Origin of the sequence: Nonomuraea rosea, assembly GCF_039539705.1 — a bacterium.
Classification (GTDB): domain Bacteria; phylum Actinomycetota; class Actinomycetes; order Streptosporangiales; family Streptosporangiaceae; genus Nonomuraea; species Nonomuraea rosea.
This window is the reverse complement of the sequence record NZ_BAABDQ010000016.1, coordinates 1-26,330: the sequence shown is the minus strand read 5'-3', so window position 1 is coordinate 26,330 and position 26,330 is coordinate 1. Positions and strand designations below refer to the sequence as shown.

The 26,330-nt window shown below is 70.1% G+C and carries 34 protein-coding genes, 2 tRNA genes and 1 pseudogene; 24 read left to right on the top strand and 13 right to left on the bottom strand.

All coding sequences use genetic code 11. The annotated features are described in order from the left end of the window. Nucleotides 1–39: 39 nt before the first annotated feature. A complete protein-coding gene (locus ABEA43_RS32120; protein WP_345567715.1) occupies nucleotides 40–441 on the bottom strand; it encodes a hypothetical protein in 402 nt (133 codons plus the stop codon). 54 nt (nucleotides 442–495) lie between these two features. After that, entirely contained in the window at nucleotides 496–1,728 is a 1,233-nt protein-coding gene (locus ABEA43_RS32115; RefSeq protein WP_345567713.1) for a serine hydrolase domain-containing protein, read from the bottom strand. A 249-nt stretch (nucleotides 1,729–1,977) separates the two neighbouring features. On the opposite strand from ABEA43_RS32115, the gene ABEA43_RS32110 reads away from it, so the two are divergent. Both ABEA43_RS32110 and helR read left to right on the top strand, forming a co-directional pair. Beyond that, nucleotides 1,978–2,718: a GbsR/MarR family transcriptional regulator gene (locus tag ABEA43_RS32110; RefSeq protein WP_345567711.1), complete on the top strand. Its 741-nt coding sequence runs from the start codon at nucleotides 1,978–1,980 to the stop codon at nucleotides 2,716–2,718. A 136-nt stretch (nucleotides 2,719–2,854) separates the two neighbouring features. Then, a complete protein-coding gene (helR, locus tag ABEA43_RS32105; protein ID WP_345567709.1) occupies nucleotides 2,855–5,005 on the top strand; it encodes an RNA polymerase recycling motor ATPase HelR in 2,151 nt (716 codons plus the stop codon). Here helR and ABEA43_RS32100 read toward each other — a convergent pair. Further along, nucleotides 4,992–5,864, bottom strand: a complete 873-nt coding sequence (locus ABEA43_RS32100) for a helix-turn-helix transcriptional regulator (protein WP_345567707.1) — start codon at nucleotides 5,862–5,864, stop codon at nucleotides 4,992–4,994. The two genes, helR and ABEA43_RS32100, sit on opposite strands and share 14 nt — an antisense overlap. 103 nt (nucleotides 5,865–5,967) lie before the next feature. Between ABEA43_RS32100 and ABEA43_RS32095 the strand changes: the two genes are divergently transcribed. Further along, nucleotides 5,968–6,666 carry an SDR family NAD(P)-dependent oxidoreductase gene (locus tag ABEA43_RS32095; RefSeq protein WP_345567706.1) on the top strand — a complete coding sequence of 233 codons (699 nt, stop codon included), beginning with the start codon at nucleotides 5,968–5,970 and terminating at the stop codon, nucleotides 6,664–6,666. A 212-nt stretch (nucleotides 6,667–6,878) separates the two neighbouring features. On the opposite strand, the gene ABEA43_RS32090 is transcribed toward ABEA43_RS32095, so the two are convergent. Both ABEA43_RS32090 and ABEA43_RS32085 read right to left on the bottom strand, forming a co-directional pair. Then, the gene (locus tag ABEA43_RS32090; RefSeq protein ID WP_345567704.1) at nucleotides 6,879–7,724 is read right to left on the bottom strand and encodes an NAD(P)H-binding protein; all 846 of its coding nucleotides are present in this window, start codon (nucleotides 7,722–7,724) and stop codon (nucleotides 6,879–6,881) included. 78 nt (nucleotides 7,725–7,802) lie between these two features. Further along, nucleotides 7,803–8,000 carry a hypothetical protein gene (locus ABEA43_RS32085; protein ID WP_345567702.1) on the bottom strand — a complete coding sequence of 66 codons (198 nt, stop codon included), beginning with the start codon at nucleotides 7,998–8,000 and terminating at the stop codon, nucleotides 7,803–7,805. A gap of 71 nt (nucleotides 8,001–8,071) precedes the next feature. On the opposite strand from ABEA43_RS32085, the gene ABEA43_RS32080 reads away from it, so the two are divergent. Genes ABEA43_RS32080 through ABEA43_RS32070 form a run of 3 tightly spaced genes read left to right on the top strand, consistent with a single transcriptional unit; the run spans nucleotide 8,072 to nucleotide 9,327 of the window. Further along, nucleotides 8,072–8,587: a MauE/DoxX family redox-associated membrane protein gene (locus ABEA43_RS32080; protein WP_345567701.1), complete on the top strand. Its 516-nt coding sequence runs from the start codon at nucleotides 8,072–8,074 to the stop codon at nucleotides 8,585–8,587. A 25-nt stretch (nucleotides 8,588–8,612) separates the two neighbouring features. Continuing rightward, entirely contained in the window at nucleotides 8,613–9,095 is a 483-nt protein-coding gene (locus tag ABEA43_RS32075; RefSeq protein WP_345567700.1) for a S26 family signal peptidase, read from the top strand. Between the two features lie 13 nt (nucleotides 9,096–9,108). Further along, a complete protein-coding gene (locus ABEA43_RS32070; RefSeq protein WP_345567699.1) occupies nucleotides 9,109–9,327 on the top strand; it encodes a hypothetical protein in 219 nt (72 codons plus the stop codon). Nucleotides 9,328–9,387: 60 nt separating this feature from the next. Here the strand turns inward: ABEA43_RS32070 and ABEA43_RS32065 are convergent, their stop codons facing one another. Continuing rightward, entirely contained in the window at nucleotides 9,388–10,344 is a 957-nt protein-coding gene (locus ABEA43_RS32065) for an ArsR/SmtB family transcription factor (RefSeq protein ID WP_345567697.1), read from the bottom strand. Nucleotides 10,345–10,401: 57 nt separating this feature from the next. Between ABEA43_RS32065 and ABEA43_RS32060 the strand changes: the two genes are divergently transcribed. After that, nucleotides 10,402–11,379, top strand: a complete 978-nt coding sequence (locus ABEA43_RS32060; RefSeq protein WP_345567695.1) for an NADP-dependent oxidoreductase — start codon at nucleotides 10,402–10,404, stop codon at nucleotides 11,377–11,379. Here the strand turns inward: ABEA43_RS32060 and ABEA43_RS32055 are convergent. The 3 genes from ABEA43_RS32055 to ABEA43_RS32045 form a co-directional block, all read right to left on the bottom strand. Next, nucleotides 11,369–11,674 (bottom strand): hypothetical protein, encoded by a 306-nt coding sequence (locus tag ABEA43_RS32055; protein ID WP_345567692.1) that lies wholly within the window; start codon nucleotides 11,672–11,674, stop codon nucleotides 11,369–11,371. The genes ABEA43_RS32060 and ABEA43_RS32055 overlap by 11 nt on opposite strands. 4 nt (nucleotides 11,675–11,678) lie before the next feature. Beyond that, complete coding sequence (locus ABEA43_RS32050; protein ID WP_345567689.1) at nucleotides 11,679–12,899, bottom strand: MFS transporter; 1,221 nt, start codon at nucleotides 12,897–12,899, stop codon at nucleotides 11,679–11,681. 76 nt (nucleotides 12,900–12,975) lie between these two features. Then, nucleotides 12,976–14,274, bottom strand: a complete 1,299-nt coding sequence (locus ABEA43_RS32045) for a vanadium-dependent haloperoxidase (RefSeq protein WP_345567687.1) — start codon at nucleotides 14,272–14,274, stop codon at nucleotides 12,976–12,978. Between the two features lie 61 nt (nucleotides 14,275–14,335). Between ABEA43_RS32045 and ABEA43_RS32040 the strand changes: the two genes are divergently transcribed. Next, complete coding sequence (locus tag ABEA43_RS32040; RefSeq protein WP_345567685.1) at nucleotides 14,336–14,500, top strand: hypothetical protein; 165 nt, start codon at nucleotides 14,336–14,338, stop codon at nucleotides 14,498–14,500. Nucleotides 14,501–14,567: 67 nt separating this feature from the next. Beyond that, nucleotides 14,568–15,239 (top strand): flavin reductase family protein, encoded by a 672-nt coding sequence (locus ABEA43_RS32035; RefSeq protein ID WP_345567683.1) that lies wholly within the window; start codon nucleotides 14,568–14,570, stop codon nucleotides 15,237–15,239. Here ABEA43_RS32035 and ABEA43_RS32030 read toward each other — a convergent pair. Genes ABEA43_RS32030 through ABEA43_RS32020 form a run of 3 tightly spaced genes read right to left on the bottom strand, consistent with a single transcriptional unit; the run spans nucleotide 15,213 to nucleotide 17,425 of the window. After that, nucleotides 15,213–15,728 carry an NUDIX hydrolase gene (locus ABEA43_RS32030; protein ID WP_345567681.1) on the bottom strand — a complete coding sequence of 172 codons (516 nt, stop codon included), beginning with the start codon at nucleotides 15,726–15,728 and terminating at the stop codon, nucleotides 15,213–15,215. The two genes, ABEA43_RS32035 and ABEA43_RS32030, sit on opposite strands and share 27 nt — an antisense overlap. Nucleotides 15,729–15,759: 31 nt before the next feature. Continuing rightward, nucleotides 15,760–16,503, bottom strand: a complete 744-nt coding sequence (locus ABEA43_RS32025) for an ABC transporter permease (RefSeq protein WP_345567680.1) — start codon at nucleotides 16,501–16,503, stop codon at nucleotides 15,760–15,762. Then, entirely contained in the window at nucleotides 16,484–17,425 is a 942-nt protein-coding gene (locus tag ABEA43_RS32020; protein WP_345567678.1) for an ATP-binding cassette domain-containing protein, read from the bottom strand. The genes ABEA43_RS32025 and ABEA43_RS32020 overlap by 20 nt, the downstream gene beginning before the upstream one ends. A 262-nt stretch (nucleotides 17,426–17,687) precedes the next feature. Between ABEA43_RS32020 and ABEA43_RS32015 the strand changes: the two genes are divergently transcribed. From ABEA43_RS32015 to ABEA43_RS31950, 15 genes and pseudogenes are all read left to right on the top strand, one after another. Then, nucleotides 17,688–18,230: a P-loop nucleotide/nucleoside kinase family protein gene (locus tag ABEA43_RS32015; protein WP_345567676.1), complete on the top strand. Its 543-nt coding sequence runs from the start codon at nucleotides 17,688–17,690 to the stop codon at nucleotides 18,228–18,230. Between the two features lie 50 nt (nucleotides 18,231–18,280). Then, entirely contained in the window at nucleotides 18,281–19,237 is a 957-nt protein-coding gene (locus ABEA43_RS32010) for a GH25 family lysozyme (protein ID WP_345567674.1), read from the top strand. Nucleotides 19,238–19,282: 45 nt separating this feature from the next. After that, nucleotides 19,283–19,804 (top strand): C40 family peptidase, encoded by a 522-nt coding sequence (locus tag ABEA43_RS32005; RefSeq protein ID WP_345567673.1) that lies wholly within the window; start codon nucleotides 19,283–19,285, stop codon nucleotides 19,802–19,804. Nucleotides 19,805–19,923: 119 nt separating this feature from the next. Further along, on the top strand, nucleotides 19,924–20,154 hold the full coding sequence (locus tag ABEA43_RS32000; RefSeq protein WP_345567672.1) for a transposase: 231 nt from the start codon (nucleotides 19,924–19,926) through the stop codon (nucleotides 20,152–20,154). Between the two features lie 39 nt (nucleotides 20,155–20,193). Beyond that, nucleotides 20,194–20,266: transfer RNA gene (locus ABEA43_RS31995), tRNA-Thr, on the top strand. Between the two features lie 133 nt (nucleotides 20,267–20,399). Next, on the top strand, nucleotides 20,400–20,588 hold the full coding sequence (locus tag ABEA43_RS31990; protein ID WP_425570387.1) for an aldehyde dehydrogenase family protein: 189 nt from the start codon (nucleotides 20,400–20,402) through the stop codon (nucleotides 20,586–20,588). After that, nucleotides 20,585–21,007, top strand: a pseudogene (locus ABEA43_RS68245) (DUF2804 family protein); the annotation flags it as partial. The gene ABEA43_RS31990 and the pseudogene ABEA43_RS68245, both read left to right, overlap by 4 nt. Nucleotides 21,008–21,075: 68 nt before the next feature. Next, nucleotides 21,076–21,387, top strand: a complete 312-nt coding sequence (locus tag ABEA43_RS31985) for a DUF2804 family protein (protein ID WP_345567671.1) — start codon at nucleotides 21,076–21,078, stop codon at nucleotides 21,385–21,387. Nucleotides 21,388–21,538: 151 nt separating this feature from the next. Then, nucleotides 21,539–21,612 (top strand) — tRNA-Met (locus tag ABEA43_RS31980). Between the two features lie 70 nt (nucleotides 21,613–21,682). Further along, nucleotides 21,683–21,847, top strand: coding sequence for a 50S ribosomal protein L33 (gene rpmG / locus ABEA43_RS31975; protein WP_101786011.1), 165 nt, complete (start codon nucleotides 21,683–21,685; stop codon nucleotides 21,845–21,847). Between the two features lie 209 nt (nucleotides 21,848–22,056). Beyond that, nucleotides 22,057–22,506, top strand: coding sequence for a MaoC family dehydratase N-terminal domain-containing protein (locus ABEA43_RS31970; protein WP_345567669.1), 450 nt, complete (start codon nucleotides 22,057–22,059; stop codon nucleotides 22,504–22,506). A gap of 1 nt (nucleotide 22,507) precedes the next feature. Further along, the gene (locus ABEA43_RS31965; protein ID WP_345567668.1) at nucleotides 22,508–22,936 is read left to right on the top strand and encodes a MaoC family dehydratase; all 429 of its coding nucleotides are present in this window, start codon (nucleotides 22,508–22,510) and stop codon (nucleotides 22,934–22,936) included. Nucleotides 22,937–23,045: 109 nt separating this feature from the next. Next, on the top strand, nucleotides 23,046–24,089 hold the full coding sequence (locus tag ABEA43_RS31960; RefSeq protein ID WP_345567666.1) for a hypothetical protein: 1,044 nt from the start codon (nucleotides 23,046–23,048) through the stop codon (nucleotides 24,087–24,089). An 11-nt stretch (nucleotides 24,090–24,100) separates the two neighbouring features. Further along, the gene (locus tag ABEA43_RS31955) at nucleotides 24,101–25,186 is read left to right on the top strand and encodes a UDP-N-acetylmuramate dehydrogenase (RefSeq protein ID WP_345567664.1); all 1,086 of its coding nucleotides are present in this window, start codon (nucleotides 24,101–24,103) and stop codon (nucleotides 25,184–25,186) included. Nucleotides 25,187–25,411: 225 nt separating this feature from the next. Continuing rightward, a complete protein-coding gene (locus ABEA43_RS31950) occupies nucleotides 25,412–25,978 on the top strand; it encodes a TMEM165/GDT1 family protein (protein ID WP_345567662.1) in 567 nt (188 codons plus the stop codon). Here ABEA43_RS31950 and ABEA43_RS31945 read toward each other — a convergent pair. After that, nucleotides 25,979–26,330 (bottom strand): helix-turn-helix domain-containing protein (locus ABEA43_RS31945; protein ID WP_345567660.1); only part of this gene is annotated, 352 nt, incomplete at its 5' end.

The following is a 26,330-nucleotide window of genomic DNA, read 5'->3' as shown; positions in this document are numbered from 1 at the left end:
TCATCGCAAATGAGAGGGCTAACCGGCGATCTGTACCGCTCAAGCGGCGTCGAGGGCTTCGGTGATCTTGCGGGTCATCTCGGCCATGGTGGGGCTGGGCTCGCCCTTCTGGGCCCCAGTGCCTGCTTCGACGGCGATCAGGACGGTGCCGCGGAAGTTGCCGGCCTCTGCCGGGTCCTGCTCCTTGAGCAGGCTCATGGCGGCCGTCAGGGCCGGCAGCACCTGGTCGGCGAGTTCGGCCACGGTCTTGCCCGTCAGCTTCACGCCCGTGGACTTGTCGCCGAGCACGTGCCCGACCAGGCCGGTGGCGGAGGCCAGGGCGATGGAGCCCTCGGTGGCGACCTTGTGGGGCGAGCCGGCGGCGGCGGACAGCAGCGTGACGGCGCCGTAGGCGGCGGTGCGCAGGGTGAGATGGTCCTGGTCGGTCAGGGTGACGGACATGGTGATGTGCTCCTTGGGGTCTGTCGGCGCGGTCCTGCTGGTGCCCGTGCGGTGTCAGTCGTCGATGGCCTGGTAGAGGGTGGTCCAGAAGTCGTGGATCACCTGTGCCGGGTCGGGGACGGTCATGCCGACCTGGGTGAGCAGAATGCCGGTGAGCTGGTTGGCCGGGTCGGCGTAGGTGGAGCTGCCGCTGCCGCCGTCCCAGCCGAACTGGCCGAGGGGGGCGTAGTCGCCGCGGTAGGTGCGTACGGCCATGCCCATGCCCCAGCCGCCGTGCTGGCCCTGGCCGAAGGAGATGTGGACGTTGTTGGTGGCCAGGGCGTTGCGGGCGGCGTTCTGCTCGGGGGAGAGGCGGTTGGTGGTCATCAGCTCGACGGCGGGCTTGGACAGGATGCGCTTGCCGTTGTGGGTGCCGCCGTTGAGCAGCATCCGGAAGTAGGCGTTGTAGTCGTCGGCGGTGGAGACGAGTCCGCCGCCGCCGCCCTGGAAGGTGGGGGGCAGGTTCCAGCGTCCGCCCTTGGCCTCGTCCCAGACGTGGAACTCGCCGGTGGCCGGGTCGGGGGCGTAGAGGGTCGGCAGCCGGTCGATCTGGTCGTCGGGGACGTGGAAGGCGGTGTCCTTCATGCCGAGCGGGCCGAAGATGCGCTCGCGCAGGAAGTCCTCGAACGACTGGCCGCTGATGCGGGAGACGAGCACGCCGACCAGGTCGCTGCTGAGCTGGTACTGCCAGTGCTCGCCGGGCTGGTGCATCAGCGGCAGCTCGCCCAGGCGGCGCATCCACTCGTCGGGGCCGGGCATCGGCTCGGGCAGGTTGGGAGTGAGGCCGCGTTCGAAGACGGCGTTGAGGATCGGGGTGCCCAGTGCCGTCATGTCCATGCCGAGCCCGAAGGTGGAGGTCAGGACGTCGCGGACGGTGATCGGGCGGCGTGCCGGCACGGTGTCGTCCAGCGGCCCGTCGATCCGGGTCAGCACCCGCCGGTCGGCCAGCTCGGGCAGCCACGGGTCCACCACGTCGTCCAGCCGCATCCGGCACTCGTCCAGCAGCACCATCGCCGCCGCGATCGACACCGGCTTGCTGGTGGAGGCCATGCGGAAGATCGTGTCGCGGCGGATCGGGGCGCCGCCGTCGTGCTGCATCGTCCCCAGCGCCTCGACGTGGGTGTGGCCGCCCCTGCTGGCCAGGGCGACCAGCCCGGGAATCTTCCCCGAGGCGACGTAGCGCGTCAGCACTTCGCGCAGCCTGCGCAGGCCCGCTGCGGAGAAGCCGCTGTTACTGGTTTCCATCATCAATCTCCATGCTCAAACGTTCGGGAATCTTTGAACGTCTGCGACAGTACATTGCGTTCAGAAATTCGTCAACAGTCTCTAAGTGAACATACTGCCTGCAAGGTGGGGCTTATAGCGCCTGCCTTTGCAATGACACTGACGTTAAACGCAATGGATGATCAGAATGGGCTTTGCAATGGACTGCGGGCGAATGCATACTGTGCGGGGACGCCCAGCTGTGCGCATGCGACAGACAGGAGACGAGCACCGATGCCTGGAGGCAGACTGACCGGCCAGGATCGGCAGCACATCGCCGCGTGGCTGGCCGAGGGACTCGGATACGCGGAGATCGGCCGGCGTCTGGGGCGGCCCGCCTCGACCGTCATGCGGGAGGTCACCCGGAACGGCGGACCCGACGATTACGGGGCGGACCGGGCAGACGAGGCCACCCGGCATCGTGCGCGCCGGCAGAAGCAGGCTCAGCCTCCGGCGCCGCCGATCCCCGACACCGGCCACGGGCGTGACCCCCAAGCGGTGCGGGACTTCACGGAGTCCTACACCGCTCTCCTCGTTCAGCAGGGGCTGCCCCGGATGGAGGCCAGGGTGCTGGCCTGCCTGTACATCACCGACTCCGGCACCCTCACCGCCGCCGACCTGGTCCAGCGGCTCCGCGTCAGCGCGGCGTCGATCTCGCACGCCGTGGCCTTCCTCGAACAGCAGGGAATGCTCAAGCGCGAACGGGTGCCCGGCGCGCGGCGCGAACGCTATGTCATCGACGACGAGATCTGGCTCCGGTCCATCCTCGCCGCTCTGCAGATGAACGACGCCCTGGCGACCGCGTCACAGCGCGGAGCCGAGATTCTCGGGGCGGCGACCCCGGCGGGCGCCCGCTTCGAGTCCTCCGCCGCACTCCTTCTCCTCGTGACCGAGGCCTTCCATCAGGTCGTGGAGCAGTGGCGGCAGGGCCAAGCCGCAACCCGCTCAGGACCGACGGAACGGGTAGTGTCCTGACGGTTGAGGCGAAGGGCGGTCCGGCCGGCCGGCGCGCGATCAGCCGGGAAAGGGCGCTCAGCCCCGCGTGAACCACGCGGGATCGACGTGCCAGGGCTGCGATGATCGCCACAGACCTCAGATTGGAACGGAAGACGTGAACCCACTGACCACCAGCGCATTCGACCTTCCCGGTCGCCTGGCCGCCAAGGCCGACCCGGCGCTGATCGCCGGTGATGAGCAGCACTTCGCGGCCATCGCGGAGAGTCTTGAGCACTCGATCGCCGACCTGTCCGACCGCCTCGCCGCGGCACGCAAGGCGCCCGGCGGCAAAGGCCGGCAGGCGATGGACCGGGACCTGGAGGTCCACCGCCTGACCGCTCGCCTGCGCGCGCTGCGCCGCTTCGGCCTGGACCTGTGCCTCGGCCACATGATCGGCGAAGACAGCCCCGAGCCCGTGTACGTCGGGCGGCTCGGCCTCACCGACAGCGAGGGCCGCCGGCTGCTGCTCGACTGGCGTTCGCCCGCGGCTGAGCCGTTCTTCGGAGCCACCCACGCCAACCCGATGGGCCTGGCGAGCCGCCGCAGGTTCCGCTGGACCCGCGGCCGGATCAGCGACTACTGGGACGAGGTGTTCACCTCGGACGGGCTCGTCGGGCACGCCGCGCTCGACGACCAGTCCGCCTTCATCGCCAGCCTGGGCAGCAACCGGTCGGCACGGATGCGAGACGTGCTCGGCACCATCCAGGCCGACCAGGACGCCATCATCCGCGCGGGATCCCGTGGCGCCCTCGTCGTCGACGGCGGTCCGGGCACGGGCAAGACCGTCGTCGCGCTGCACCGCTCCGCCTACCTCCTCTACTCCGACCCGCGCCTCGGTCACCACCGGGGCGGCGTGCTGTTCATCGGCCCGCACCAGCCCTACCTGGCCTACGTCGCCGACGTCCTCCCCAGCCTCGGAGAGGAGGGCGTGCAGACCTGCACCCTGCGGGACCTCGTCACCGAGGGAGCCGGAGCGGCGATCGAGACCGACCCGGAGGTGGCCCGCCTGAAGTCGTCCGCAGACCTGGTGAAGGCGATCGAGCCGGCCGTCACGTTCTACGAGAACGCGCCCACCAAGGGAATGACGGTCACCACCCACTGGTCCGACGTCTGGCTGAGCGTCGAGGATTGGGCCGAGGCGTTCGAAGCACCGGAGCCCGGGACACCGCACAACGACGCACGCGACCAGATCTGGGAAGAGCTGGTCAGGATCCTGGCGGACAAGCTGGCCGAGGACGACATCTCGGTCGACCTGCTCCGCAGGTCGCTGCTGCGCAACAGGGAGCTGCTCACGACCTTCAACCGCGCGTGGCCGCTGATCGAGGCGGCCGACCTTGTCGGAGACCTCTGGTCGGTGCCCGCTTACCTGCGCAAATGCGCCCCGTGGCTGAGCACCGACGAGATCCGGCGGTTGCAGCGCGCGGACGCCGCAGCGTGGACGGTGTCCGACCTGCCGCTCCTGGACGCGGCACGGCAGCGGCTCGGCGACCCGGAGGCGGCACGCCGTAAGCGCCGCCACAACGCGGTCGTCGCCGCCGAACGCGAGCGCGTGTCCGGGGTCGTCGACAACCTGCTGGATGCCGATGACGACGGGGAGGGCGTGATCATGATGCTCCACGGGCGGGACCTCCGGAACGCCCTGGTCGACGAGACCGCATGGCCCGTCATCGAGCCGGACCAGCTCGCAGGCCCGTTCGCGCACATCGTCGTGGACGAGGCCCAGGAGCTGACCGACGCGGAGTGGCAGATGCTGCTGCTCCGGTGCCCGTCCAGCAGCTTCACCATCGTCGGGGATCGTGCCCAGGCCAGGCACGGGTTCAGGGAGTCGTGGCAGGAACGGCTGGAGCGGATCGGGCTCGACCGGGTCAAGCTGGCCTCCCTCACCGTCAACTACCGGACGCCGGAAGAGATCATGGCGGAAGCCGAGCCGGTCATCCGGGCCGTGCTCCCCGACGCCAACGTGCCGACCTCCATCCGCAAGAGCGAGGTCCCCGTCGTCCACGGATCCGCCGCGGACCTGGGCTCGATCCTCGACACCTGGCTCGCCGCGCATGAGGACGGCATCGCCTGTGTCATCGGCGATCCCACGTTCGAGGCGACGTCCCGGGTACGGTCGCTGACTCCCGAGCTGTCGAAGGGGCTCGAGTTCGACCTGGTCGTCCTCGTGGACCCGGAGGCGTTCGGCCAGGGCATCGAAGGGGCGGTCGACCGCTATGTCGCGATGACCAGGGCGACCCAGCAGCTCGTCATCCTCACGAGCTCCTGAGCGCGCGGCTCGTGACCGGCGGGCCGGCGATCACGGCGAGCCGCAGCTTGGTCTCGTCCGCGCTGCCGGGCTCGGGAGTCATGATCACGATCTTGCGCTCGGAGTCGCCGTCGGTCAGCGCGTCGCAGTTCACCGTGACCGGTCCCACGGAGGGGTGCTCGATCGTTTTGTGGTCCTCACGGTGTGCGGCCACCGTGCCGGCCGCCCACAGCTCGGCGAACCGCCGGTTGCCCGTGCTCAGCTCGCGGATCAGCGCCGCCAGACGCGCGTCCTGAGGGAAGCGGCCGGTGGCGCGGCGCAGGTCGGACACGACGGCGGCATCTGTGGCAGCACTGTCCGATTCGGTCATGGGCCACTGCGCGAGGTGGGCGGGGCCCGTACCGACCGGGAATCTGTCACGGGCGAAATTGCGCAGCTGCGGCGGCGACGACGAGGGGTCGCCCAGCAGCGCCGCCCAGCAGCGGTTCCACCAGATCAGCCGCCAGTCCGCCGCGAACACGGCGACGGCGACGTCTCCGAGCCGGCTGAGCACCCGGTGGACGCCGGGCGGGATGTCGTCGGAGATGGCGCCGTCCTCCGGCGGTACGAGCCGGGCCAGCCGGTAGAGGTGGTCCCGTTCGGCGGTGGTCAGCTGCAGGGCGCGCGCGAGGGCCGCGACCACCTGTGCCGACGGGGTCGTGGCCCGTCCCTGCTCCAGGCGTACGACATAGTCGACCGACACGCCGGCGAGCTCGGCGAGCTCCTCACGGCGCAGCCCGACCGCGCGGCGGGCCCGGCCCACCGGCAGCGCCACGGCTGAGGGGGGCAGCCGATCCCGCCACGTACGGATCATCGCGCCCAATCCAGCCTCTGACCTCATAATGTCCATTTTCCCAAATCCGCGGCTGCCGATGGTGGTACTGCCACTCCTACCGTTGAGGCGTCCCTGGCCCCGGTGACCTGGGCGGACGAACAATGGCCGGATGACGATCACCTTCATCACCGGAGCGAACAAGGGGCTCGGCCGCGAGGCCGCCCGCCGTCTCATCGAACTGGGTCACACCGTGCTGGTCGGAGCCCGCGACTCCGAGCGGGGAGCGGAGGCCGCGGCCGCGCTCGGCGCCCGGTTCGTGCCCATTGACGTGACCGACGACGCCTCCGTCGCCGCCGCGGCCGCGAATGTCGCCGAGCACGAGGGCTCGATCGACGTTCTGATCAACAACGCCGGCGTGCACGGTCCCGTCGGTGACCCCAGCGCCCTGACCGGCGCCGACGTCCTCGGGGTTCTCGACGTCAACCTCGCCGGCGTGGTCCGGACGACCACCGCGTTCCTGCCGCTGCTGCGCCGATCATCACACCCGGTGATCGTCAATGTCAGCAGCGGAATGGGCTCGCTCGCCTACACCCACGACCCGTCGCGGCCCGAGTCCAGGGTGGTCGCGCCGCTCTACACCGCTTCGAAGGCGGCGCTCACGATGCTGACCACCCAATACGCCAAGGCGCTGCCGGACATCCGCGTCAACGCCGCCGACCCCGGCTACACGGCGACCGACCTCAACGGCTTCAGCGGCCCGCAGACCGTCACGGAGGGCACGGACGCGATCGTCGGCCTGGCGACCGAGCAGCCCGGCGCGGGCTCCGGGCGCTTCGTCGCCCGGCACGGCGAGATCGCCTGGTCCTGAACCCCTCCGGATCCTTGGTGGCAGGCGCCTTAGTAGAGTGCGGTGCCGCCGAAGGGCCCGCGCCCGCATCGCCGCACTTCCGCCACGGGGGCGGCGCCGGCGCCGAGTTCGGAGCCGCCGCCTGGCCGCACATCCTCGACCTGCTCCACGACTGACCCGGCCGGGACGCATCGACCGCCGGCGGCGCGTCGTTCTGATCCGGTGGCGTGGGTTCAGCGGAAGGCCGCGGCGTTGCGCCGGGCCCAGGCGGCGTAGGTGCGGGGGGCGCGGCCGAGGACGCGTTCGACGTCGGGGCTGACGCGCTGCTCGGCCGCATTCGGCTCGCCGAGGATGGCCAGAGTGGTCTCGGCCACGTCCTCGGGCATGAACCGCACCAGCTGCGCGCGGGCCTCGTCGCGGGTCTGCTCGACGAACCGGACGGGCTCGCCGAGCGCGTCGCCGATCGCCGCGGCCTGCTCCCTGGGCGTGACGAGCGCGGGTCCGGTCAGCTCGTAGATCCGTCCCGCGTGGCCGTCCTCGCGCAGCGCCGCCGCCGCGACCTCGGCGATGTCGTCCGGGTCGATGGCCGGCAGGCCGACGTCCCCGAACGGAGCGGCGACGGTCCGCGCCGTACGGACCGGCTCGGCCCAGGCGTAGGTGTTGGAGTCGAACCCGCCCGGCCGCAGGATCGTCCACTCCAGGCCCGACTGCCGGACCGCGTCCTCGATGGAGCGCATGACGACCCCGTGCGAGGCCGACTGCGCCCGGGTCGTCACGCCCTGCGACGACAGCAGGACCACCCGCCGGACGCCGCCCGCCTTGGCGACGTCGAGGATGTCGTACGGGTTGAGCGCGTGCGCGGCGGCGCCCCCGCTCTGCAGGAACAGCGCCTCGGCCCCGTCCAGGACCGGCCGCAGGCTCTCCGGGTCGGCCAGGTCGGCCTGCCGGTGCCCGACCCCCGCCGGCACGTCCGTCGCCGAGATCCCGCGCGACGTCGCCGTCACCGGCACCCCGTCATGGGCGAGCACCTGTACGAGCGAACGCCCGACGTTGCCGGTCGCTCCAGTCACCACGATCATGTCGTTCTCCCGAGTTAGTTAGCTGACTGACTTACTGCTGAGAGTGACGTTAGCACAGCCCGACCGGTTCGTAAGAGGTCAGTTGTCGTGGAAGACCATGGGGCCGGCCGCGTTGAAGGCCGCCTTCGAGGCGTCCTTGAGCCACGGCCGCACGCCGGCAGACGAGGCGCGATTGGTGTAGATGGCCATGGTGTGCAGCAGGTATCGGTGCGTGGACCCGATCCACCCGTACGTCTGCGCGCCGCGCGTGTGAAAGCGGTCAGAGCGGCTCCGCACCTGCGGAGCGGTCGGGGCGGCGCTAGTGCTGCGCTAGTGCGGCGCTAACTCTGGGCAGCAGCATCTTCAGCATGGCTCTAGTGCTGGTGGCCTGCCAGATCTTGCTCGCCGCGGTGTTCGCCGTGTCCGCTTTCACGAAGCTGCGGGGCGGCGCGGCGCTGCGGGTCTTCTCGTCCTCTCTGGTGATGGTGCCCGCACGGTTCCGGCGGCCGGTGGCCGTGGCGGTGGCCGCCGCGGAGGCCGTCGTCCCCGTCGCGATGCTGCTCCCAGCGCTGGGGCTGGCCGTCAGCGGCGCTCTGCTGGTCTGTTTCTCGGCGTGGATCACCCTTTCCATCCGGCGGGGGACGCGGATCTCGTGCCGTTGTTTCGGCGCTTCGGAGGTCCCGCTGGGCCCGTCGCACCTGGTACGCAACAGCCTGCTGCTGGCGGTGGTCGTGCTGGGCGGGGCGAGCCTGGCGGTCCCCGGCGATCTCACGGCCGCCGGGCTGGCGATCGCGGCGGTCGCCGGTCTCGTGGGAGCCACCCTGTTGATCGTCTTCGACGACATCGCCGATCTGTTCGCAGACCGGCACGGGGAGGCAGCGTGATCCGGCCCGCGAAGGCAGCCGGGCGGTGAGCGCCCCGATCGTCCTCGCCACCGGGTGCGCCGTCGCCGCTCTCATCGCGCTGATCGTACGGCTGCGCCGGGCGTACTCGATCATCCGCGTGGACGGCTTCAGCATGGCGCCCGCGCTGACCGACGGCGACCGGCTGCTGGCCCGGCGAATGGCCCCCTCTGCCCTGAGGAACGGTCATATCGCCGTGGTGCTCAGCCCGTTGCCGATGGGTGGCCCGTTCCTCATCAAGCGCATCGTCGCGCTGCCCGGCGATGAGGTCCCCCCATCCGTGCGGCCGGTCGTCCCCGACGCCCGGGTGCCCGGCGGACGACTCATCCTGATCGGCGACAACACCGGCGCCAGCTTCGACTCTCGCGACCACGGTTACTTCGCCATCGCCGATATCCACGCCATCACCATTCGGAAATTGGCTCCCAGCAGGACGGAGAACGAGCCCGGCAAAAGGTTTCTGCGCCAGCAATCGAATCAGCGACAGTAAGGAAGCAAACAAAATGATGCAGTCCATCGGAAATCTCGGCGAGCGACTTCTCGCGCTGGTCCTTTCAGAGCACCGCGCCGCAGCGGACGAGTGCTCCACCCAATATCGCTGCGGCCCCTACGCCTGTAACCCCGGAATGATGGATTACAAGGTCAGGAAGCAGTTCAGAACCGTCTGCCGGGCGGCCGGTCTGGGGCCGTGGCAGAACACCAGTCGTTGCTGCTACATCTGATCGCTCGGAGCACCTGCGGACGTGCGCGCAGGCACGTCCGCAGGGCGCCTGACGCTCAGCTCAGACCTGGATCATCAACTGGTCGGCCAGCTCCGTACGGGCATAGAGCACCAGATGTCCGACCCTGGCCCGCGACAGCAGGCCGGCCCGCCGCAGCACGGCGAGATGCTGGGAGACGGCGCTGGGCGTGACGCCGTGCCGGCGGGCGAGCTCGGTGGTCGACATCGGCTCGTCCAGGGTCGCCAGCAGGCGCGCACGAGTCGCTCCGATCAGCTCGGCGAGGGCCTCCGGCGGCCGGGCCGCGGGCAGCTCCCACAGCGTGCCGATGCCCCGGCAGCGGTAGACGACGGTGGGCGGCTCGTCCGGCCCCACGGGAGCGATGGTCTGCGGCACGAACAGCGCGGGCACCAGCCACAGGCCGCGACCCGCGACGGCCACGTCATAGCTCAGCGAGTGGCCGGCGTACAGGCGCAGCTCGCCGTCGGCGAACGTGACCCGATGGTCGAGGTCGCGCAACACCGAGGTGGCGCCGCCCTGGGCGATGCGCTGCGCCCGGTGCAGCATGTCGGCCTCCAGCACGGCCCGCATCCGCCGCCAGTGCGGCGAGATCGCGAGCGTCCAGTACCGCTCCAGGACCCCGGCGATGGCCACGGGGTCAATCGTCCCGGGCAGCGGGTGCGGGCCGTAGACCGCGCGGAAATCGGCCAGGGCACGGTCCTGCGGGGTACGGCGCAGGCGGTCGAACTCGTCGGCGACGTCCGGCAGCGGTGTGTCCGGGCGCGGGGTAAGGAAGTCCGGCAGCCAGTCGCGTCCGGGGCTGAGCAGGCCGTCGAGCACCGCGATGTCCGCCGCGGCGGCGGTGGCCAGCGCCGCACGCGTCCGGCGTACCCAGGGCAGATGTACGGCGTGCCGCTCCGGCCGGCGCAGCGCCCACAGGCTGGTGACGGTCTCCAGCAGCGGTGAACAGGCGAAACGCACATGAGCCAGGTCGTCGACGGACAGCCGGTAGGTAATCATTAAGTCATACGCTAAATCACTACCGGTCGTGCCTCGTCGCGCAGTTGACTGCCCGCCATGGCCATCGTCGTGCAGCAAGTGGCCCGGCCCCAGGGGCGGCCGGCCGCTGAGCAGTTCGCTTACCTTGACGTTCCCACCCCGGTGCCGGGTCCCGGCGAGGCGCTGGTGGAGAACCTCTATCTCTCGGTCGATCCGTACATGCGGGAGCGGATGGACGTCGGCGACCTGGGCGTCCCCATGGAAGGGCGGTCGCTCGGCCGGGTCGCCGACTCGCGTGATCCCCGGCTCACCGCCGGTGACCTGGTCTTCCACCGTCAGGGGTGGCGAAGCCACGCGCTGGTCGCGCCGGAGGACGTCCGGGTGCTGCCCGAGACGCCCGGGGTGCCACTCACCGCGTACCTGAGCGTGCTGGGCGGGACGGGGCTGTCGGCCTACGTGGGGCTCACGCGCATCGCGGGGCTGCGTCCCGGGGAGACGGTGTTCATCTCGGCGGCGGCGGGCGGGGTGGGCAGCGCGGCCGGCCAGATCGCCCGGTTGCTCGGGGCCGGGCGGATCATCGGCAGCACCGGCTCGGCCGCGAAGGCCAAGCATCTGACCGCTGAGCTGGGGTTCGACACGGCGATCGACTACAGGGCCGGCGATCTGGCCGGGCAACTGGCGGCCGCCGCGCCGGACGGGATCGACGTGTATCTCGACAACGTGGGCGGCGATCACCTGGAGGCCGCCATCGGCGTCATGCGTGAGCGCGGGCGGATCGCCTGGTGCGGCGCGGTCGGTCAGTACAACACCGCGGTCGCGCCGCCCGCGCCCCGCAACCTGTACGACATCGTCGGGAAGCAGATCCGGCTGGAGGGCTTCCTCGTCCGCGATCACCGGCATCTGCAGCCCGAACTGGAGGAGCTCCTGATCCCGCACCTGAGGGCGGGCCGGGTCATCGCGGACGAGACGGTCGTCGAGGGCCTGACCGGCATGGTCGACGCCTTCCTGAGCATGCTCGGCGGCGGCAACACGGGAAAGATGCTCGTCAAGGTGTGAACCACCCGTAGCGCCGTTGCCGCCGGCGCTCCAAAAAGCCGATCCCCGTCATGCCTGCTCCGGCGAAGACCGCGACGGAGAGGCAGAAGAGCCAGACGGGCAGGGTGAACGCGGACACCCATCCGGTCACGCCGGCGATCAGCGTCGCGACGCCGAAGAGCCCGCCGGTGGCAGCGCCGGCGATGAGCCCGAGGCGTACGGGATGGGCCGCGGAGAAGCGTCGCCTGGCATCCGGCCTGGCACCGCCGCCCGCACGCTCATCCAGCCGCCAGAACCAGTCCGTGATCAGCCGCACGCGGTCAGCCCGTGTGCCGGGGGAGGGCGGCTCGGCGGCTGACCAGGAGTAACAGGCCGACGGCGGTGAGCATGCCCACCGCGATGATGAGCACGAGGGCCTGGAGATCGGGCCCGCCGGCCACCAGGCCGAACAGCGGTGGGCCGAGCAGGGCCCCGAGGCTGCCCATCTGCGCGACCACGCCGTTGCCGACGTCGGCCTGGTCGAGGCGCTCCAGCACCAGGGGGAGGGCGGCGAAGACGAGGGCGCCCAGGAAACCGTTCTCGATGGAGATGATCCCCGCCCCGGCCAGTGAGGAGGCCTCCGAACCGTCGCCGCCGTACAACAGCCAGGCAGCCGGTACGGCGAGCAGCCCCGACAGAGCCAGGACGCCGAGCCCGGCGCCACGGCGGAGCAGCAGGCCCACGGCGAGCCCGCCGAGCGCGCTGAGCAGCGAGATCACCGAGGTCATGGCGCCGGCGGCGGCGGCCGAGCGCCCGTGCTGCTCGATGAGGAGCGTCGGCAGCAGCACGACCACCGGCAGCGTCACGAGGACGACCAGGCAGAAGGACGCGGAGAGCAACGCCGGCCACGTGAGCGCCCGCGCGCGCGGGACCGCCCCGGCCGCCGCCCGCCGGGCCGGGCCGAGCGGCAGGCGCGCCCAGAGGACCAGCGCCATCACGAACGTCAGGCCGGCGACCAGCCCGATCCAGCCGCGCCAGCCCAGAGCGGCGCCGGCCACGCCGCCCACCAGCGTGCTCGCCCCGAGACCCACCGGGACGAAGGTGGCCCAGATCGACAGGGCCAGGCCGCGGTCGCGTTCGTGCGCGAGACGGAGGACCAGCGCCGGGCAGGCGATGATGACCAGGAGATATCCGACGCCTTCGACGACCCGGACGGTCAGCAGCCAGCCGAAGTCGCCCGCCGCCACACTCGCCCCGCTCGCCGCCGCGATCACGGCCAGCCCGGCGACCAGCGATCTCTCCGTGCCCAGACGGCGGATCACGTAGCCCGCCGGCAGCCCGGCGACGGCCGCCACGCCGACGACCGCTGAGATGATCCAGCCCAGCTGCGACAGCGACAGCCCGAGCTGGCCCGCCACCTCCGGCCCGACCGAGGCGAACTTGCCGAAGCTCATCGCCGCGACGATCCCGCCCAGGTAGACGACGGCGAACGTCACCCACTGCGTGCCCTGCTCGGACTCCTGGCCCGGCTCCGAGGTCGCTGACGTCGGCCGGGGCTTCATGAGCTCTCCTTCGAACGATGACGCGAGGGCCTGGCGGAGCGTTCAGGTTCGATCATCGTCGTGCGGGTGGCGCCGTTCAACCCCCTGGTTTCGGCTTGACGCGGAAGTAGTGCGTGGTCGCGTACGCGGTGACCTGTTTGCCGATCCGCGCGCCCTGCACGTCGGCCGTACGGGTGTGGATCCCGCCCCAGACGCGGGCCTCGATGACCTCGGCGAGCGCCTGCGAGAAGCTGCGGAAGTGCCTGGTGGTGCCCGAGGCCGCACTGTACCCGCTGAAGGAGATGTCGTCCCGGCCGAAGAAGTGCGCCAGCGCCGACATGCTCGCCGCGGTGAAGCAGGTGTGCCCGGAGGTGAAGTCCGGGTGCGGCGGCGTGACCAGCAACGGCGTCCAGCCGGGATCGGCCGTCGTCTCCGGGTTGCCGTCGGTGTCGGCCAGCTGGATCGCGGTGATCGGCCGCCAGAAGCTCCACGCCGCCTTCTCGTTGAAGCAGGCGGTGGTGGCATCGGCTTCGGTCAGATCGACCATCGCGAACATCCGGGCCGACTGAAGCGTGCTCAGCCGCTGCGTCGTCGCGAGCTGGCGTTTGATCTCCCATTCGGCCAGATGCCGGTCATGCCACCAGATCGCGGCTTGTGTCTGGTCGGTCGTCCTGACCGTGCTGGTCGCCGCACCGATCGTCTTGACCTCGTTGAAGTCCCGGGCATAGCGGCGGCTGGTGAGCGCGGGCGGGCCGGACGTGCGGAACATGGACGCGCTGGGGATGAGGAACGGCTTGAGGTGGCCGACCCAGGCTCCGTCGGAGGCGTACGCGGGCGGCGTCGGCCGCCACTGGCCGGGCTGGGTGCCCACGGTCCACGTCTGGTCGCCGAACGCGCCGTCGTCCTGCCGCGCCGCGATCATCGCAGCGGCGGCCTGGGCGCCCACGGAGATCCCGCGCCGCTTCGCGGTGCCGTCCGGGATCGTGGCCAGCGACTCGTCGTACTGCGTCTGCAGCCTCGCCTGCTGCGCGGGGAACAGGGCGGCCAGCACGCGGAAGGCCGCGGTGGCGACGGCGGCGTTCGCCGACTCGGCTCCGGTGGCGCGCGGCGCGATCAGGTACGGCTGGTACGGGCTCCCGGCGATCGCGTTCACCGCGTCGTAGACGGCTCCGTGCACCATGGCGAAGCTGTGCGCCTGGACCTGCGGCTGCTGGCCGGCGACGTCCCAGATCGCGGTCTGGGCATTCATGTCCCAGACGATGACGGCGTTGGGGGCAGGGGGCGAAGCCGACGCGTACGCGACCGGTGACCCGGTGGCGAGGACTCCGGCGGCGGCCAGGCAAACGGCCTTGCGCGGCAGGGCGCTCGCCCGGCCGGCGGCACGCAATTTAGGCATGGCGGAAAATTACTATGCCGGCTACTTCCGTCGCAGCGGCCGACCGGTCTGAATATCGATAATGGGACAGCTGGAAAAAGTCATTGAGATGATCCGGCAGGCCATTCTGGAGTTTCGGATCGTCATAGGGAAATCAACCGGGGCCGGACGCGTGGTCGAAGTCGATGCCCGGCAGGTCGGCGCGCGACGAGACGGGGCGACCGAGCTGATGCGTCGCTACTACTGAGCAGGCGGGCAACGAGACGTCCGATCGCCGCCAGCACCTGAGGGCCTACCGGACGAAAGTAGGGCGTATGACTGTTGTCGTTGACCAGCAGACCCGTATCGAGCCGAACATCCTCTACTTCGGCACCCCCGTCGTCCTGATCTCCTCCGAGAACGAGGACGGAACGCCCAACCTGGCACCCATGTCGTCGGCCTTCTGGCTCGGCTGGCGGGCGGTCCTGGGGCTGGGTGCGCGGGCCAAGACCGCCCAGAACCTGTTGCGGACGCGCGAGTGCGTGCTGAACCTGCCCTCCGACGACCTCGCTGCGGCCGTCGACCGGCTGGCGCTGACCACCGGGTGCGATCCCGTTCCCGGGCGGAAGCATGAGCGGGGTTACCGGTACGTGGCGGACAAGTTCGGGCGGGCCGGGCTGAGCGCCGTGCCGTCCGAGACGGTGGCGCCGCCGCGGGTCGGCGAGTGCCCGGTGAGCATGGAGGCGGTGGTCGAGGCCGTGCATCCGGTGGGTGACGACGGCGGCGTGCTGTCGTTCGAGGTACGGGTGCAGCGGGTGTACGTGCACGACGAGATCCGGCTGGCCGGAACGAGCGATCACATCGACCCGGACGCCTGGCGGCCGCTGATCATGAGCTTCCAGAAGCTGTACGGCCTGGGACCGCAGGTGCATCCGTCCACGCTGGCCGGCATTCCCGAGCGGATGTACCGGTCGCAGGACCTAGAGCGGGCCCGCGAGATCCAGTAGCGCCAGCCAGGTGCGGCCGGGGCAGACCCGCTGGATCTCCTCGCTCGGGAGCCAGTCGGCCCGGCTGCTCTCCGATTCGGCGGGCGGCCGCGTCGGGCCGCCCGGTGCGGGAAGAGTGGCCCGGAACATCGCCATGTACGTCAGCGGCGCATAGCGGTAGTCGTCGGGCGGCGGTTCGAGCAGCTCGACCCGCTGCCAGGCGAAGACAGACAGAGCGGACGGGGGCAGGCGGAGGCCGGTCTCCTCGTAGAGCTCGCGGACCGCGGCGTCGAGCGCCGTCTCACCCGGTTCGAGATGGCCGCCCGGAATGTCCCAGCCGCGGCCCACACGGTCCACACAGGTCATGAGGGTCCGGCCGGCCTGGTCCGAGACGAACGCGAACGCCGACGTCGTCTGCCCGGCGGGCGGGAGGGCGGAGGACAGCATCAGGTCCAGGCGATGGGCCACGGGGATCCACGGAACCGTGTTCGTCGCGATCAATTCGGCCATGGATCCCCCTCCTGGAACCCTGACAGCTTAGTCAGACGCCCTTGCGCATGGCCCGGTTGCCCAGATGGAGCCCGACGGCGGCGACCGCGCAGGCGGCCGCGGTGCCGTACAGGATCGAGGGGTTGGCCAGGTCGCCGGAGAACAGGGCGCGCTGGGCGTCGACGAGGTAGGTGACCGGGTTGACCTGGCCGATCACCCGCAGCCAGCCGGGGGCGGTCTCCAGGGGCAGCAGGACGCCGGAGAGCAGCAGCAGCGGGAACATGATCGACTGGCTGACGATGTAGAACAGCGTCCCGCCCGGGGCCGACTTGATGGCCAGGACGAACGACAGCGAGCCGAGCCCGACGCCGAAGACCACCAATTGGGCCAGCCCGGCCAGTACGCCCGCCACGTGCAGCTCGAAGCCCAGCGGGATGGACAGGGCGATGATCAGCAGCGCCTGCGCCAGCAGGATGATCATCTCTTTCATGGTCCGGCCGACCAGCATCGCCGTCCGGTTCAGTGGCGTGACCATCATGCGCTCCATCGAGCCGCCGATCAGCTCGACCAGCAGCGTGTAGCCGGAGCTCATCGGGCCGGTCAGGCACATCATGACCAGGATCCCCGGCACGAACCACTGCCACGACGCCCCGACCGCCCCGTCCAGCAGCGAGCCGAACAGGAACAGGAACAGCAGCGGCTGCCCCATCTCGAACAGCAGCCCGACGGGCTCGCGGACGACCGGTGCGAACTCGCGGGAGAAGACGGTGGTGGTGTCACGCAGGAATGTCATCATCGGTGAGGCTTCTCCCGGTAAGAGTGAGGAACACGTCGTCGAGGGTCGGCCGGGTGGTCTCGGCCGTGACGACCTTGATGCCCGAGCCGTCCAGGGTCCTGAGGTAGTCGGGGAGCGCGGCGGCGGCGTTGGGGACCCGCACACGCACGGTCGTGCCGTCCGCCGTAACGCCGGCCGTCTCGGCGGCGGCCCGCGCCTCCTGGTCCGTGGCGGTCGTGATGGTGATGTGGTCGCCCGCGAGGTCGTTCTTGAGCTGTTCGGCGGTGCCGTCCGCGATGATCCGGCCGTTGTCGATGATCACCACGCGCTTGGCCATGCTGTCGGCCTCCTCCAGGTAGTGCGTGGTCAGGAACAGCGTCGTCCCGTACGTCTCCCGCAGCCGCAGGATGTGCTGCCAGATCTCCGCGCGGCTGGTCGGGTCGAGGCCGGTCGAGGGCTCGTCGAGGAAGAGCAGGGCGGGGCGGTGGATGAGGCCGAGCGCGATGTCCAGGCGGCGGCGCTGGCCCCCGGACAGGGTGCCGGGCTTGCGCTTGGCGAGTGGCCGCAGGTCGAGCAGGTCGAGCAGCTCGTCCGCCCTGGCGCCGGCCTGCTTGCCGTCGAGGCCGTAGCAGCGGCCCTGGGTGACGAGCTCGTCGCGGACGCGGAAGTTCTCGCCCGCGCTGTTGCGCTGGCCGACGTAGCCGATGCGGGCGCGTACGGCCGCCGGGTCGCCGGCCACGTCGTGGCCCGCCACCGTGGCGGTCCCGGCGGTCGGCGGCAGGAGGGTGGTGAGCATTCTCAGGGTGGTGGATTTGCCGGCGCCGTTCGGGCCCAGGAAGGCCACGAGCTGGCCGGCCTCGACGTCCAGGTCGATGCCGCGGACGGCCTCGACCCGCTCTTTCTTGACGGTGAACACTCGGGTCAGTCCCCGGGTGTGGATCATGGTCGGTCTCCTCCGGGCATGGCGAAGAAACCCCTGGTCGGGGGTTGGTTCGAGGATCGGATCCAGTTTGGGCAGGGAAAACCCGGTTTGGCAAACGCGAACATGACGTTCATATACGGCCCTGACCTGCGAAAACGACGTCGGGAGACGGAGTGGAAAACGGCCGATTTCCGGGCTCCCAGGTGCGGTTTCCCGGAAAACGGCAAGTTTCTCGGACCCGGCCCGCGCGGACCTGCGGAAGGTTGCGGCAACATGCCGGAGCGTGAGCGAGCTGGTGGTATTGGTGAACGGCCTCCCGGGCGCGGGCAAGACGACGGTCGCGCGGGCCCTGGGCCGAGCGCTCGGCCTGCCCGTCTTCAGCAAGGACGACCTGAAGGAGACGCTGGCCGACGTGCTCGAACGACCTGAGGGGGTCGGCGAGCGGGAGTGGAGCAGACGGCTGGGCGCGGCGGCCGGCGAGAGCCTGTGGACGCTGCTGGCGAACGCCGGACGGGGTGCGGTGCTCGAAAGCCCCTGGCTGGCGCCGCTGCGGCCGGTGGTCCTGGCCGGGCTGGAGCGGGCGGGCGTCGTGGGCACGGCCGGGGTGCGGGAGGTCTGGTGCGAGGTGCCGCCCGAGCTGGCCAGGCGCCGGTACGAGCGGCGGACGCGGCACGCGATCCACCACGACGACGAGGTGGGCGACGAGCGGTGGCGCGAATGGGTGGCCGGGGCGCGGCCGCTGGGGCTGGGGGTGGTCTATCGAGTGGACACCTCGATAACAGTGGATATTTCTGGACTTGCGGCAATGTGTGAAACTCCGCGATGATCTCCCGCGTGAAACGACTGTTATTTGTTGCGGTAATTGCGTTGGTCGGGATGGGCGGGGTCGCCCACGCGGACGACGGTGTTCCCGGGGTGGACGTCAGTAACTGGACCGGTGACATCGACTGGGAAAGCGTGGCCTCGGGCGGCGGGAAGTTCGCGTTCGTGCAGGCCACCGAGGGTACGAACTATCGCAATCCGCGTTACGACGCCCAGTTCGGCGGCGCTGCGACGGCCGGGCTGGTTCGCGGGGCTTATCACTTTGCGCAACCGCACGAATCCGATGGGACAGCCCAGGCGGACTATTTCCTGCAGAACGGCGGCAACTGGATCAGCGACGGCCAAACGCTGCCCGGAGTTCTCGATATCGAGGACAACCCGTACAAGGACAAGAACGGGAAGAACAACTGCTACGGCCTGTCCACCGAGGACATGGTCACCTGGCTGAGGGACTTCACCAAGAAGTATCGTGCGGCCACCGGCCGGCACGCGATCATCTACACCACCACGAGCTGGTGGCAGACCTGCACGGGGAACTCCACCAAGTTCAGGTCCAACCCGCTCTGGCTCGCCCGCTGGGGCAGCGAGCCCGGTGAGCTGCCGAAGAGCTGGAAGAAGCACACGTTCTGGCAGTCGGCGGAGAAGGGCACCCTGGCCGGCGGCCAGAACGCCTTCAACGGCTCGGAGTCCCAGCTCAAGACGCTGGCCAACCCGCCCGCCGAGGTCAAGGTCGCGGGCGTGGCCAAGAGCAGGAAGACCTACACGGTCACCATCTCCAACACCGGCCCCCACCCGGTCAAGGACATCAAGCTGTCGGGCCGGGCGTTCGGCGGGCAGAAGGTCGTGCGGGCCCCGGGATGCACCTTCAGCGGCACCGCGGTGCGCTGCTCGGTCGGCGAGCTGCCGCGCGGCCAGAAGGCGACGTTCACGTTCACCACCAAGCCCAAGGCGAAGGGCTCGGTCGGCATGTACATCACCGTCGGATCGGTGAAACTCACCCTCAAAGCCTGATGATGCAGGATGAATCCCGGGGCCCAGGACAAAAGGGGGAACGGGATGAGGCGGCGGTTAGCCGTGGCGGCGGCACTGATCCTGCTGGTCGCCACGGCCTCGATGCCGCTGGACGCGTATGTGCCGCCGCGGATCGTCCGGCTCGCGTACGAGATCGAGCAGCGCGGCGTCGTGTACTCGTGGGGCGGCGGCCACAGCGACGACCCCGGCCCGTCGAAGGGCACGTGCAAGGGCTACCGAGGCAAGATCAAACCCTGCCCGGCCAGGCGGACGCGCGGCCTCGACTGCTCGGGATTCACCAGATGGGTGTACGCGCTGGCGCACGGCCAGGACGTGCTGGGGCCGGGCAACACCAATGATCACGTACGGAAGATGCGCCGCGTCGGCTCGCCCGCCCCCGGTGACCTGGTTTTCTTCGGAAAAATCACGAAAAAGTCCGTCAAAACGCACCACGTGGGCATCTATCTCGGACAGGGAAAGATGATGAACGCCCCCGAGACCGGGGCCGTGGTGCGCATCGACGACATCGCGCGCAAGAAGGACTTCGCAGGCTTCTACCGATACTGACCCCGCGCAGGTCGGAGCCTATGAGCCCGCGGCTCGACCTTCTCAGTGCCGACTCGGTATGGCTGTAACGCCTGTGGCGTGGCGAAAATTGAGAGACCCGGCGGCTAATCTGTGCCGCTATGGACAGGAGATGGGTCGGTCTCGACGGCTACGAGGTCGTGGGCGTCCTGCGAGCCGGGCGACAGGTGCTGCGCGTACGCAGGCATGGGTGGCTGGTCGCCGACTGCGTTTCCGTCGCGGAGGTGGCCAGGCACGTCGATCTGGCCGACCTGTGCGAGGTGATCGATCTTCCCCCACAGCGGCTGGCGGAGGAGCCCGCGGGGGCCCGAACGAGTTCGCATCATCGCTGACTGCCGTGTATGGTTACACCTGTCCGCAGCGCCGGACAGGCCCCTATAGCTCAGTCGGCAGAGCGTCTCCATGGTAAGGAGAAGGTCAACGGTTCGATTCCGTTTGGGGGCTCGCACTCTGTGAGACACCACGCCCGATCCGCGTAATGCGGTCGGGCGTTTTTCGTTTGCCCGGACCCGCCTCGGCGCGCCTTCGAGCCCTTCGGCCCGTCCTGAGCTGCTAGGAAACATTCCGGTAACAGTCCTTGACCGCCGACCTGACCAGGATGCTGCGGGTGGCGGAGGCACTGGAGTTCGGCATGGTGACCGTGAACGGCGGGCCGCAGGCGCCGTTCGGCGGGATCAAGAACAGCGGGTACGGCCGTGAGGGCGGCGGTCTCGGCGTGGCCGACTACCTGGACTACAAGTACCTCAGCGTTGGGCTGGGCCGATGACGGAGAGCAGCATGCGAACGAGCCCGCACGCCGTACGCGAGCGAGAGAGCACCGCGCGGGTGGACCTGTGCCTGCCCGACGGGCGGCTCAACCCGGCGGCCGTCGGCTGGAGCCGCACGCCGCTGCACCGGGCCAACCTCCGCGGCTGGGGTCGCACGATGCGCTGGGACTACTGGTGTGTGACCAGCCCGGATCAGGTGTTCGCGTTCAGCGCGAGCAGCCTCGACTACCTGGCGGTCGAGTCGGCGTGGTTCCTGGACCGCCGCACCGGCGAGCAGACCTCCAGCAGAGGGCTGCTGGTGCCGGCCAGGCAGGTCGCCTTCTCCGAGCGCTGCGGCGAGGGCAGCGTGCGGATCGGCGCGGGCGCGGTGCGGATCAGCGTGGACGAGACGGCCGAGGGGACCCGGCTGCCGTTGAAGTCGGCCGAGATGCAGGCCGACCTGCTGGTGCACCGGGTGCCCGGCAGGGAGAGCCTGACGGCCGGGACGTGGCCGTGCAGATCGGCGGGAAGTGGACCGACGGCACCGGCAGCGTCGAGAACGCGCTCATCCTGGACGGCCGCGTCCACAAGATCAGCGAGGAGCTGGTCTGGCGGTACGACACCTCCGACTGGCACGCGCCCTGGCGGGTCACCGGCGAACGGGTGGATCTGGCGTTCGTGCCCGAGCACGTCAGGCTCGCCGACGTGCGCAGGGCGCTGTACATGCGCAGCAGGGAAGCACAGGCGTTCGGACACTACCGGGGGACGGTCGTGGCCGACGACGGGGAGGAGGTGGAGATCACCGGGTTGTACGGCTGAGCCGAGGAGGTCTACCGGCGCTGGCGACGGATTTCGGTTTGGCGGGGGTCCTAGGGCATAATGGGGGGACCCCACCCGACTGGGTGAGTTACTAATGTGCTCACAGCGTCGGGTATCCTCTATGGGGCCGGGGGGTCATTACCGGCTCAAAGGCGGAGTAGCTCAGTCAGGCAGAGCAAACGGCTCATAATCGTTGTGTCGCCGGTTCAAGTCCGGCCTCCGCTACTGCCCTATCCCAGGTCGATCGGCCTGGGTACGGGTGTGTCCATATCCCGACGTAGAAAGGCACTCCCAAGTGGCTGCCACAGACGTTAGGCCGAAGATCACGCTGGCCTGCCAGGAGTGCAAGCACCGCAACTACATCACGCGGAAGAACCGGCGCAATGACCCGGATCGGCTTGAGCTGAAGAAGTACTGCCCCAACTGCCGCACCCACCGCGCGCACCGCGAGACCCGATAGGGCTCCGGGCAGTCACTCCTGCCTCTTCATCGTTAATATCGCACAACCGGCGCTCCGTCGTAGGGCGCCGGTTTGTCGTGTGTTCAGGGCATGTCAGTGCAGGGCTCCGGCGCAGAGCAAAAACCCGGCCATGAGCGGGGACAGCCGAACCTTGTTCTGTTAGCGTCGGCCTCATCAGCGCCCGGCTGAGGACATGCGAGGGAGCACTGATGGCCTTGAACCGTGACTTCGTGGGCAGAACCTATCCGCCCAGCGCCCCATACGAGGTCAGCAGGGTGAAGATCAGGGAATTCGCCGCCGCGATCGGAGACGGGAACCCGCTCTACCGCGACAAGGAGGCCGCCCGGGCCGCCGGCTATCCCGACGTGATCGCGCCTCCGACGTTCCCCATCGTGTTCGGCATGCAGAGCGGCGGCGAGGCGCTCGTCGACCCCGACCTGGGCCTGAACTTCGCCATGGTCGTCCACGGCGAGCAGCGCTTCGAGTACGTGCGTCCCGTGTGCGCCGGCGACGAGCTGGTCACGACCGCGACCATCACCGACATCAGGAGCGCGGGGCACAACGAGCTGCTGACCATCCGCAGCGACGTGACGACCGTCGGCGGCGAACCGGTCTGCGTCACCTACAACACGATCGTCGAGCGTGGAGGGGCAGGCTGAGATGACCGCCACGGTGAAGTACGACGAGGTCGAGGTCGGGCAGGAGCTCCCGGCCGTGGACTACCACGTGCGCAGGCTCAACCTGGTGATGTACGCCGGGGCTTCCGGGGACTTCAACCAGATCCACTGGAACGAGCGGTTCGCCAAGATGGTCGGGCTGCCCGACGTGATCGCGCACGGGATGTACACGATGGCGCAGGCCGGGCGGTTCGTCACCGACTGGGCGGGAGATCCCGGGGCGGTGGTGGACTTCGGGGTGCGGTTCTCGTCGATGGTGGTCGTTCCCGACGACGACCAGGGCGCGACGGTCTCGGTCAGCGGGATCGTGGAGGAGAAGCTTGGGGACAAGCGGGTGGTCATCGGGCTCACCGCCAAGTCGGGTGACGCACGGGTGCTGTCCAAGGCTCGTGCGGTGGTACAGCTGTCCTGATCATCCCTGAAGCGGATGATATGTCGCGCGGCTCTCGGGTACCCGTGTCGGTATGACTGAAGCTGCGCGACAGGTTTGGCCCTCGGTTCGTTCGATCCCGGTGTCCGCCGTGACCGACGCCAAGTCGCCGTCCTCGCTGCGGCCTGCGCGGATCGAGCAGGTGGCGGGGAGCGCCGGGACCGGGCGCGACACGACGGGCGGCCCAGAGAACGGTGCCGCGGGCGCGGCGACCGGTGTGGGGACGGCGCGGGCGCGAGGGACGCACGCCCGGCTCAACCCCGCCGCCGAGCTGGGGTTCTCGGGCGATCCCGGCCAGCACGGCGATCCGGATGACGGCATGCTGCACGCCCAGCGCGCCTGGGACGGCACGCTCGCCACGAACCGCCTGGACGAGCTGGGCGTCAACGCCGAGCGGCAGCGCGTGGAGACGAAGGGTGTCACCGCCGCCGTGGGCCTGCTGGTCGACGGCTGGCCGCAGGACGTCGAGCGGTGCGTGCGGTCGGTGGTGGAGCACACCGACGCGCAGGTGCTCGCCCTCGACCTCGGCAACGTGGACGGCGCCGGTGACGTGCTGGACGTGCTGAGCGAGCGGCATCCCGAGCGGATCACCGTCTGGCACGTGGCCGAGGAGCCGCACTGGCGAGGGGGCACGGCGACCTGGGGCGAGAGCCGGGCCAAGCTGCTGCGGCTGGACGACTCCGACGTGCACGTGCTGATGGAGACGAGCGGCGCGCTGCTCGGCGACGCCCTGACCCCGCTGGTCGCGGCCATCGTGGCAGGCGCCGTGGCGGCCGGCTGGCACGGCATGGAGCCGTCGGACGGAGAGTGGCAGGGTGCGGTCGCGGAGGACGACGGGTGGCGGAAAGCGGAGGCGACGGGCTGGCGGGAGGCCGGGCCGGGGAAGGTGCGGGCGCTGTCCGGGGACCTCCTGGCGGTACGCAGGTCGGCGGCCCTGACCGCGCTGCCCGAGGACGCCAACTATGGCGGGAACGCCGACCTGGAGCTCTCACTCGCCCTGTCCGGCGACCTGGTCGTGCCGGAAGAGCGCCTCCCGGTGGAACGGCTGGGCAGGCACGACGTCTCGCCCGACTACCGCGACCGCGAGTGCCGTCGCAACTATGACGGGGTGCTGCGGATGCTGCGAGCCTCATAAGCTTGTTACCCATGGAGAAGCTCGCACCGTATACCACGCTGCGCCTGGGCGGCCCCGCCCGCGAGTTCGCGGAGGCGACCACGTCGGAGCAGCTCGTGTCCCTGGTCGCCGACGCCGACAGGAAGGCGGTGCCCACGCTGATCCTGGGCGGCGGCAGCAACCTGGTGGTGTCCGACGAGGGGTTCGACGGGCTCGTCATCAAGGTCGCGACCCAGGGCGTGACCGTCTCACGCGACGGCGAGCAGGTGCTGGTCACGGTCGAGGCGGGCGAGGACTGGGACCCGCTGGTGGCCCGCGCCGTGGCGGAGGGCTGGTCGGGCATCGAGTGCATGTCGGGCATTCCCGGGCTGGTGGGCTCGACGCCCATCCAGAACGTCGGAGCCTATGGGCAAGAGGTCTCCCAGACCATCTGGTGCGTGCGCGCCTACGACCGCCGCACCAGGCAGGTCATCGACGTGGAGGGCCGGCAGTGCGGATTCTCCTACCGTGACAGCTCCTTCAAGCGCGACCTCTCGCGGCACGTGGTGCTGGGGGTGACGTACGCGCTGGATGTCTCGGACCTGTCCGGGCCGCTGGCGTACGCGGAGCTGGCCGCGCGGCTGGGCGTGACGGCCGGGGAGCGGGTGCCGCTCGGGAAGGCGCGGGAGGCGGTGCTGGCGCTGCGGCGGGGCAAGGGCATGGTGCTCGACCCGGACGATCCCGACACGCGCAGCGCCGGTTCGTTCTTCACCAACGCGGTGCTCTCGCCGGAGGAGGCCGAGGTGCTGGCGGTGCGCGCTCCCGGGCATCCGCGCTGGGACCTGCCCGACGGATCGGTCAAGGTGCCCGCCGCGTGGCTGATCGAGCAGGCCGGCTTCCCGAAGGGCTACGAGCGCGGGCCCGTACGCATCTCGACCAAGCACACGCTGGCGCTCACCAATCCCACCGGCGCGGCCACCACGGCCGACCTGCTGGCGCTGGCGCGGGAGGTCCGTGACGGGGTGCGGGAGAAGTTCGGGGTCACGCTGGTCAACGAGCCGGTGATGGTCGGGTGCGCTTTGACCGAGGATGCCGGGGATGCCGAGGACGTCGGGGACGCCGGGGACGCCGGGGAATAGGACGCTGTTCCCGGCTGTTATGGTGGGTTGAAATACCGAAGGGGAGTAGTCCCAATCGCGTGATCGACATGCTGGCGCTTCACCGCGCCCGGTCACGCGGGCCTGCGACGGGCGGACGAGACCTTCGGCCTGGCAGTCATGTGACAAAGACGCTGCCGGGCCGGAGTCGTGCCCGAAAATCTCCCCGGGTGCCTGCTTCCGGCTCGGTCGCGCGGAAGAGGACCGTTGGAAGCGTTCTGGATCAGTCTCGGCGTCATTTTCGTAGCCGAGCTGGGTGACAAGAGCCAGCTCATGGCCATGACGTTCGCGACGCGTTTCAAGACCTGGACCGTGCTCCTGGGCATCACGATCGCCACGACCGTCGTCCACCTGCTCAGTGTGGCGGTCGGCGGCCTGATCGGCGACGCGCTGCCGACGACGGCCATCTCCGTCGTGGCCGGGCTGGCCTTCCTCGGTTTCGCGCTCTGGACGTTGCGCGGCGACGAGCTGACCGAAGAGGAGTCGAAGAAGGCCCAGCGGACCACCAGGAACGCCCTGATCGCGGTGACCGTGGCGTTCTTCCTGAGTGAGCTGGGCGACAAGACCATGCTGGCCACCATCACGCTGGCGACGCAGCACGGCTGGGTCGGCACCTGGCTCGGCTCGACCGTCGGCATGGTGGCCGCCGACGCGCTGGCCATCGTGGTGGGGCGGCTGCTCGGCAAGCACCTGCCCGAGAAGGTCATCCGGTACGGGGCCGCCGCCGCGTTCGCCCTCTTCGGTGTCGTGCTCCTGGTCGAGGCGCTCCTCTAGTCACGAGGACAGCAGGGACAGCCGGTGGGCCGCGGCGGCGGCCTCGCCGCGCGTGGTGACGCCGAGCTTGGCGAGGATGTTGGACACGTGCACGCTCACCGTCTTGGCCGAGATGAACAGCTCGCCCGCGATGTCCCGGTTGGTCCTGCCCTGGGTCACCAGGCGCAGCACCTCCAGCTCACGCGGCGTCAGCAGCTCAGAAGGCTCCTGCGCCGCCTGCCCGCCGCCCACCCGGCGCGACAGCGCCTCGATGTCGTCGATCAGCGGCGTCGCGCGCAGCGCCTGGGCCAGCGGCAGCGCGACCCGGAGCCGGGCCGCCGCCCCGTCGCGGTCGCCGGCGCGGGCCGCCGCG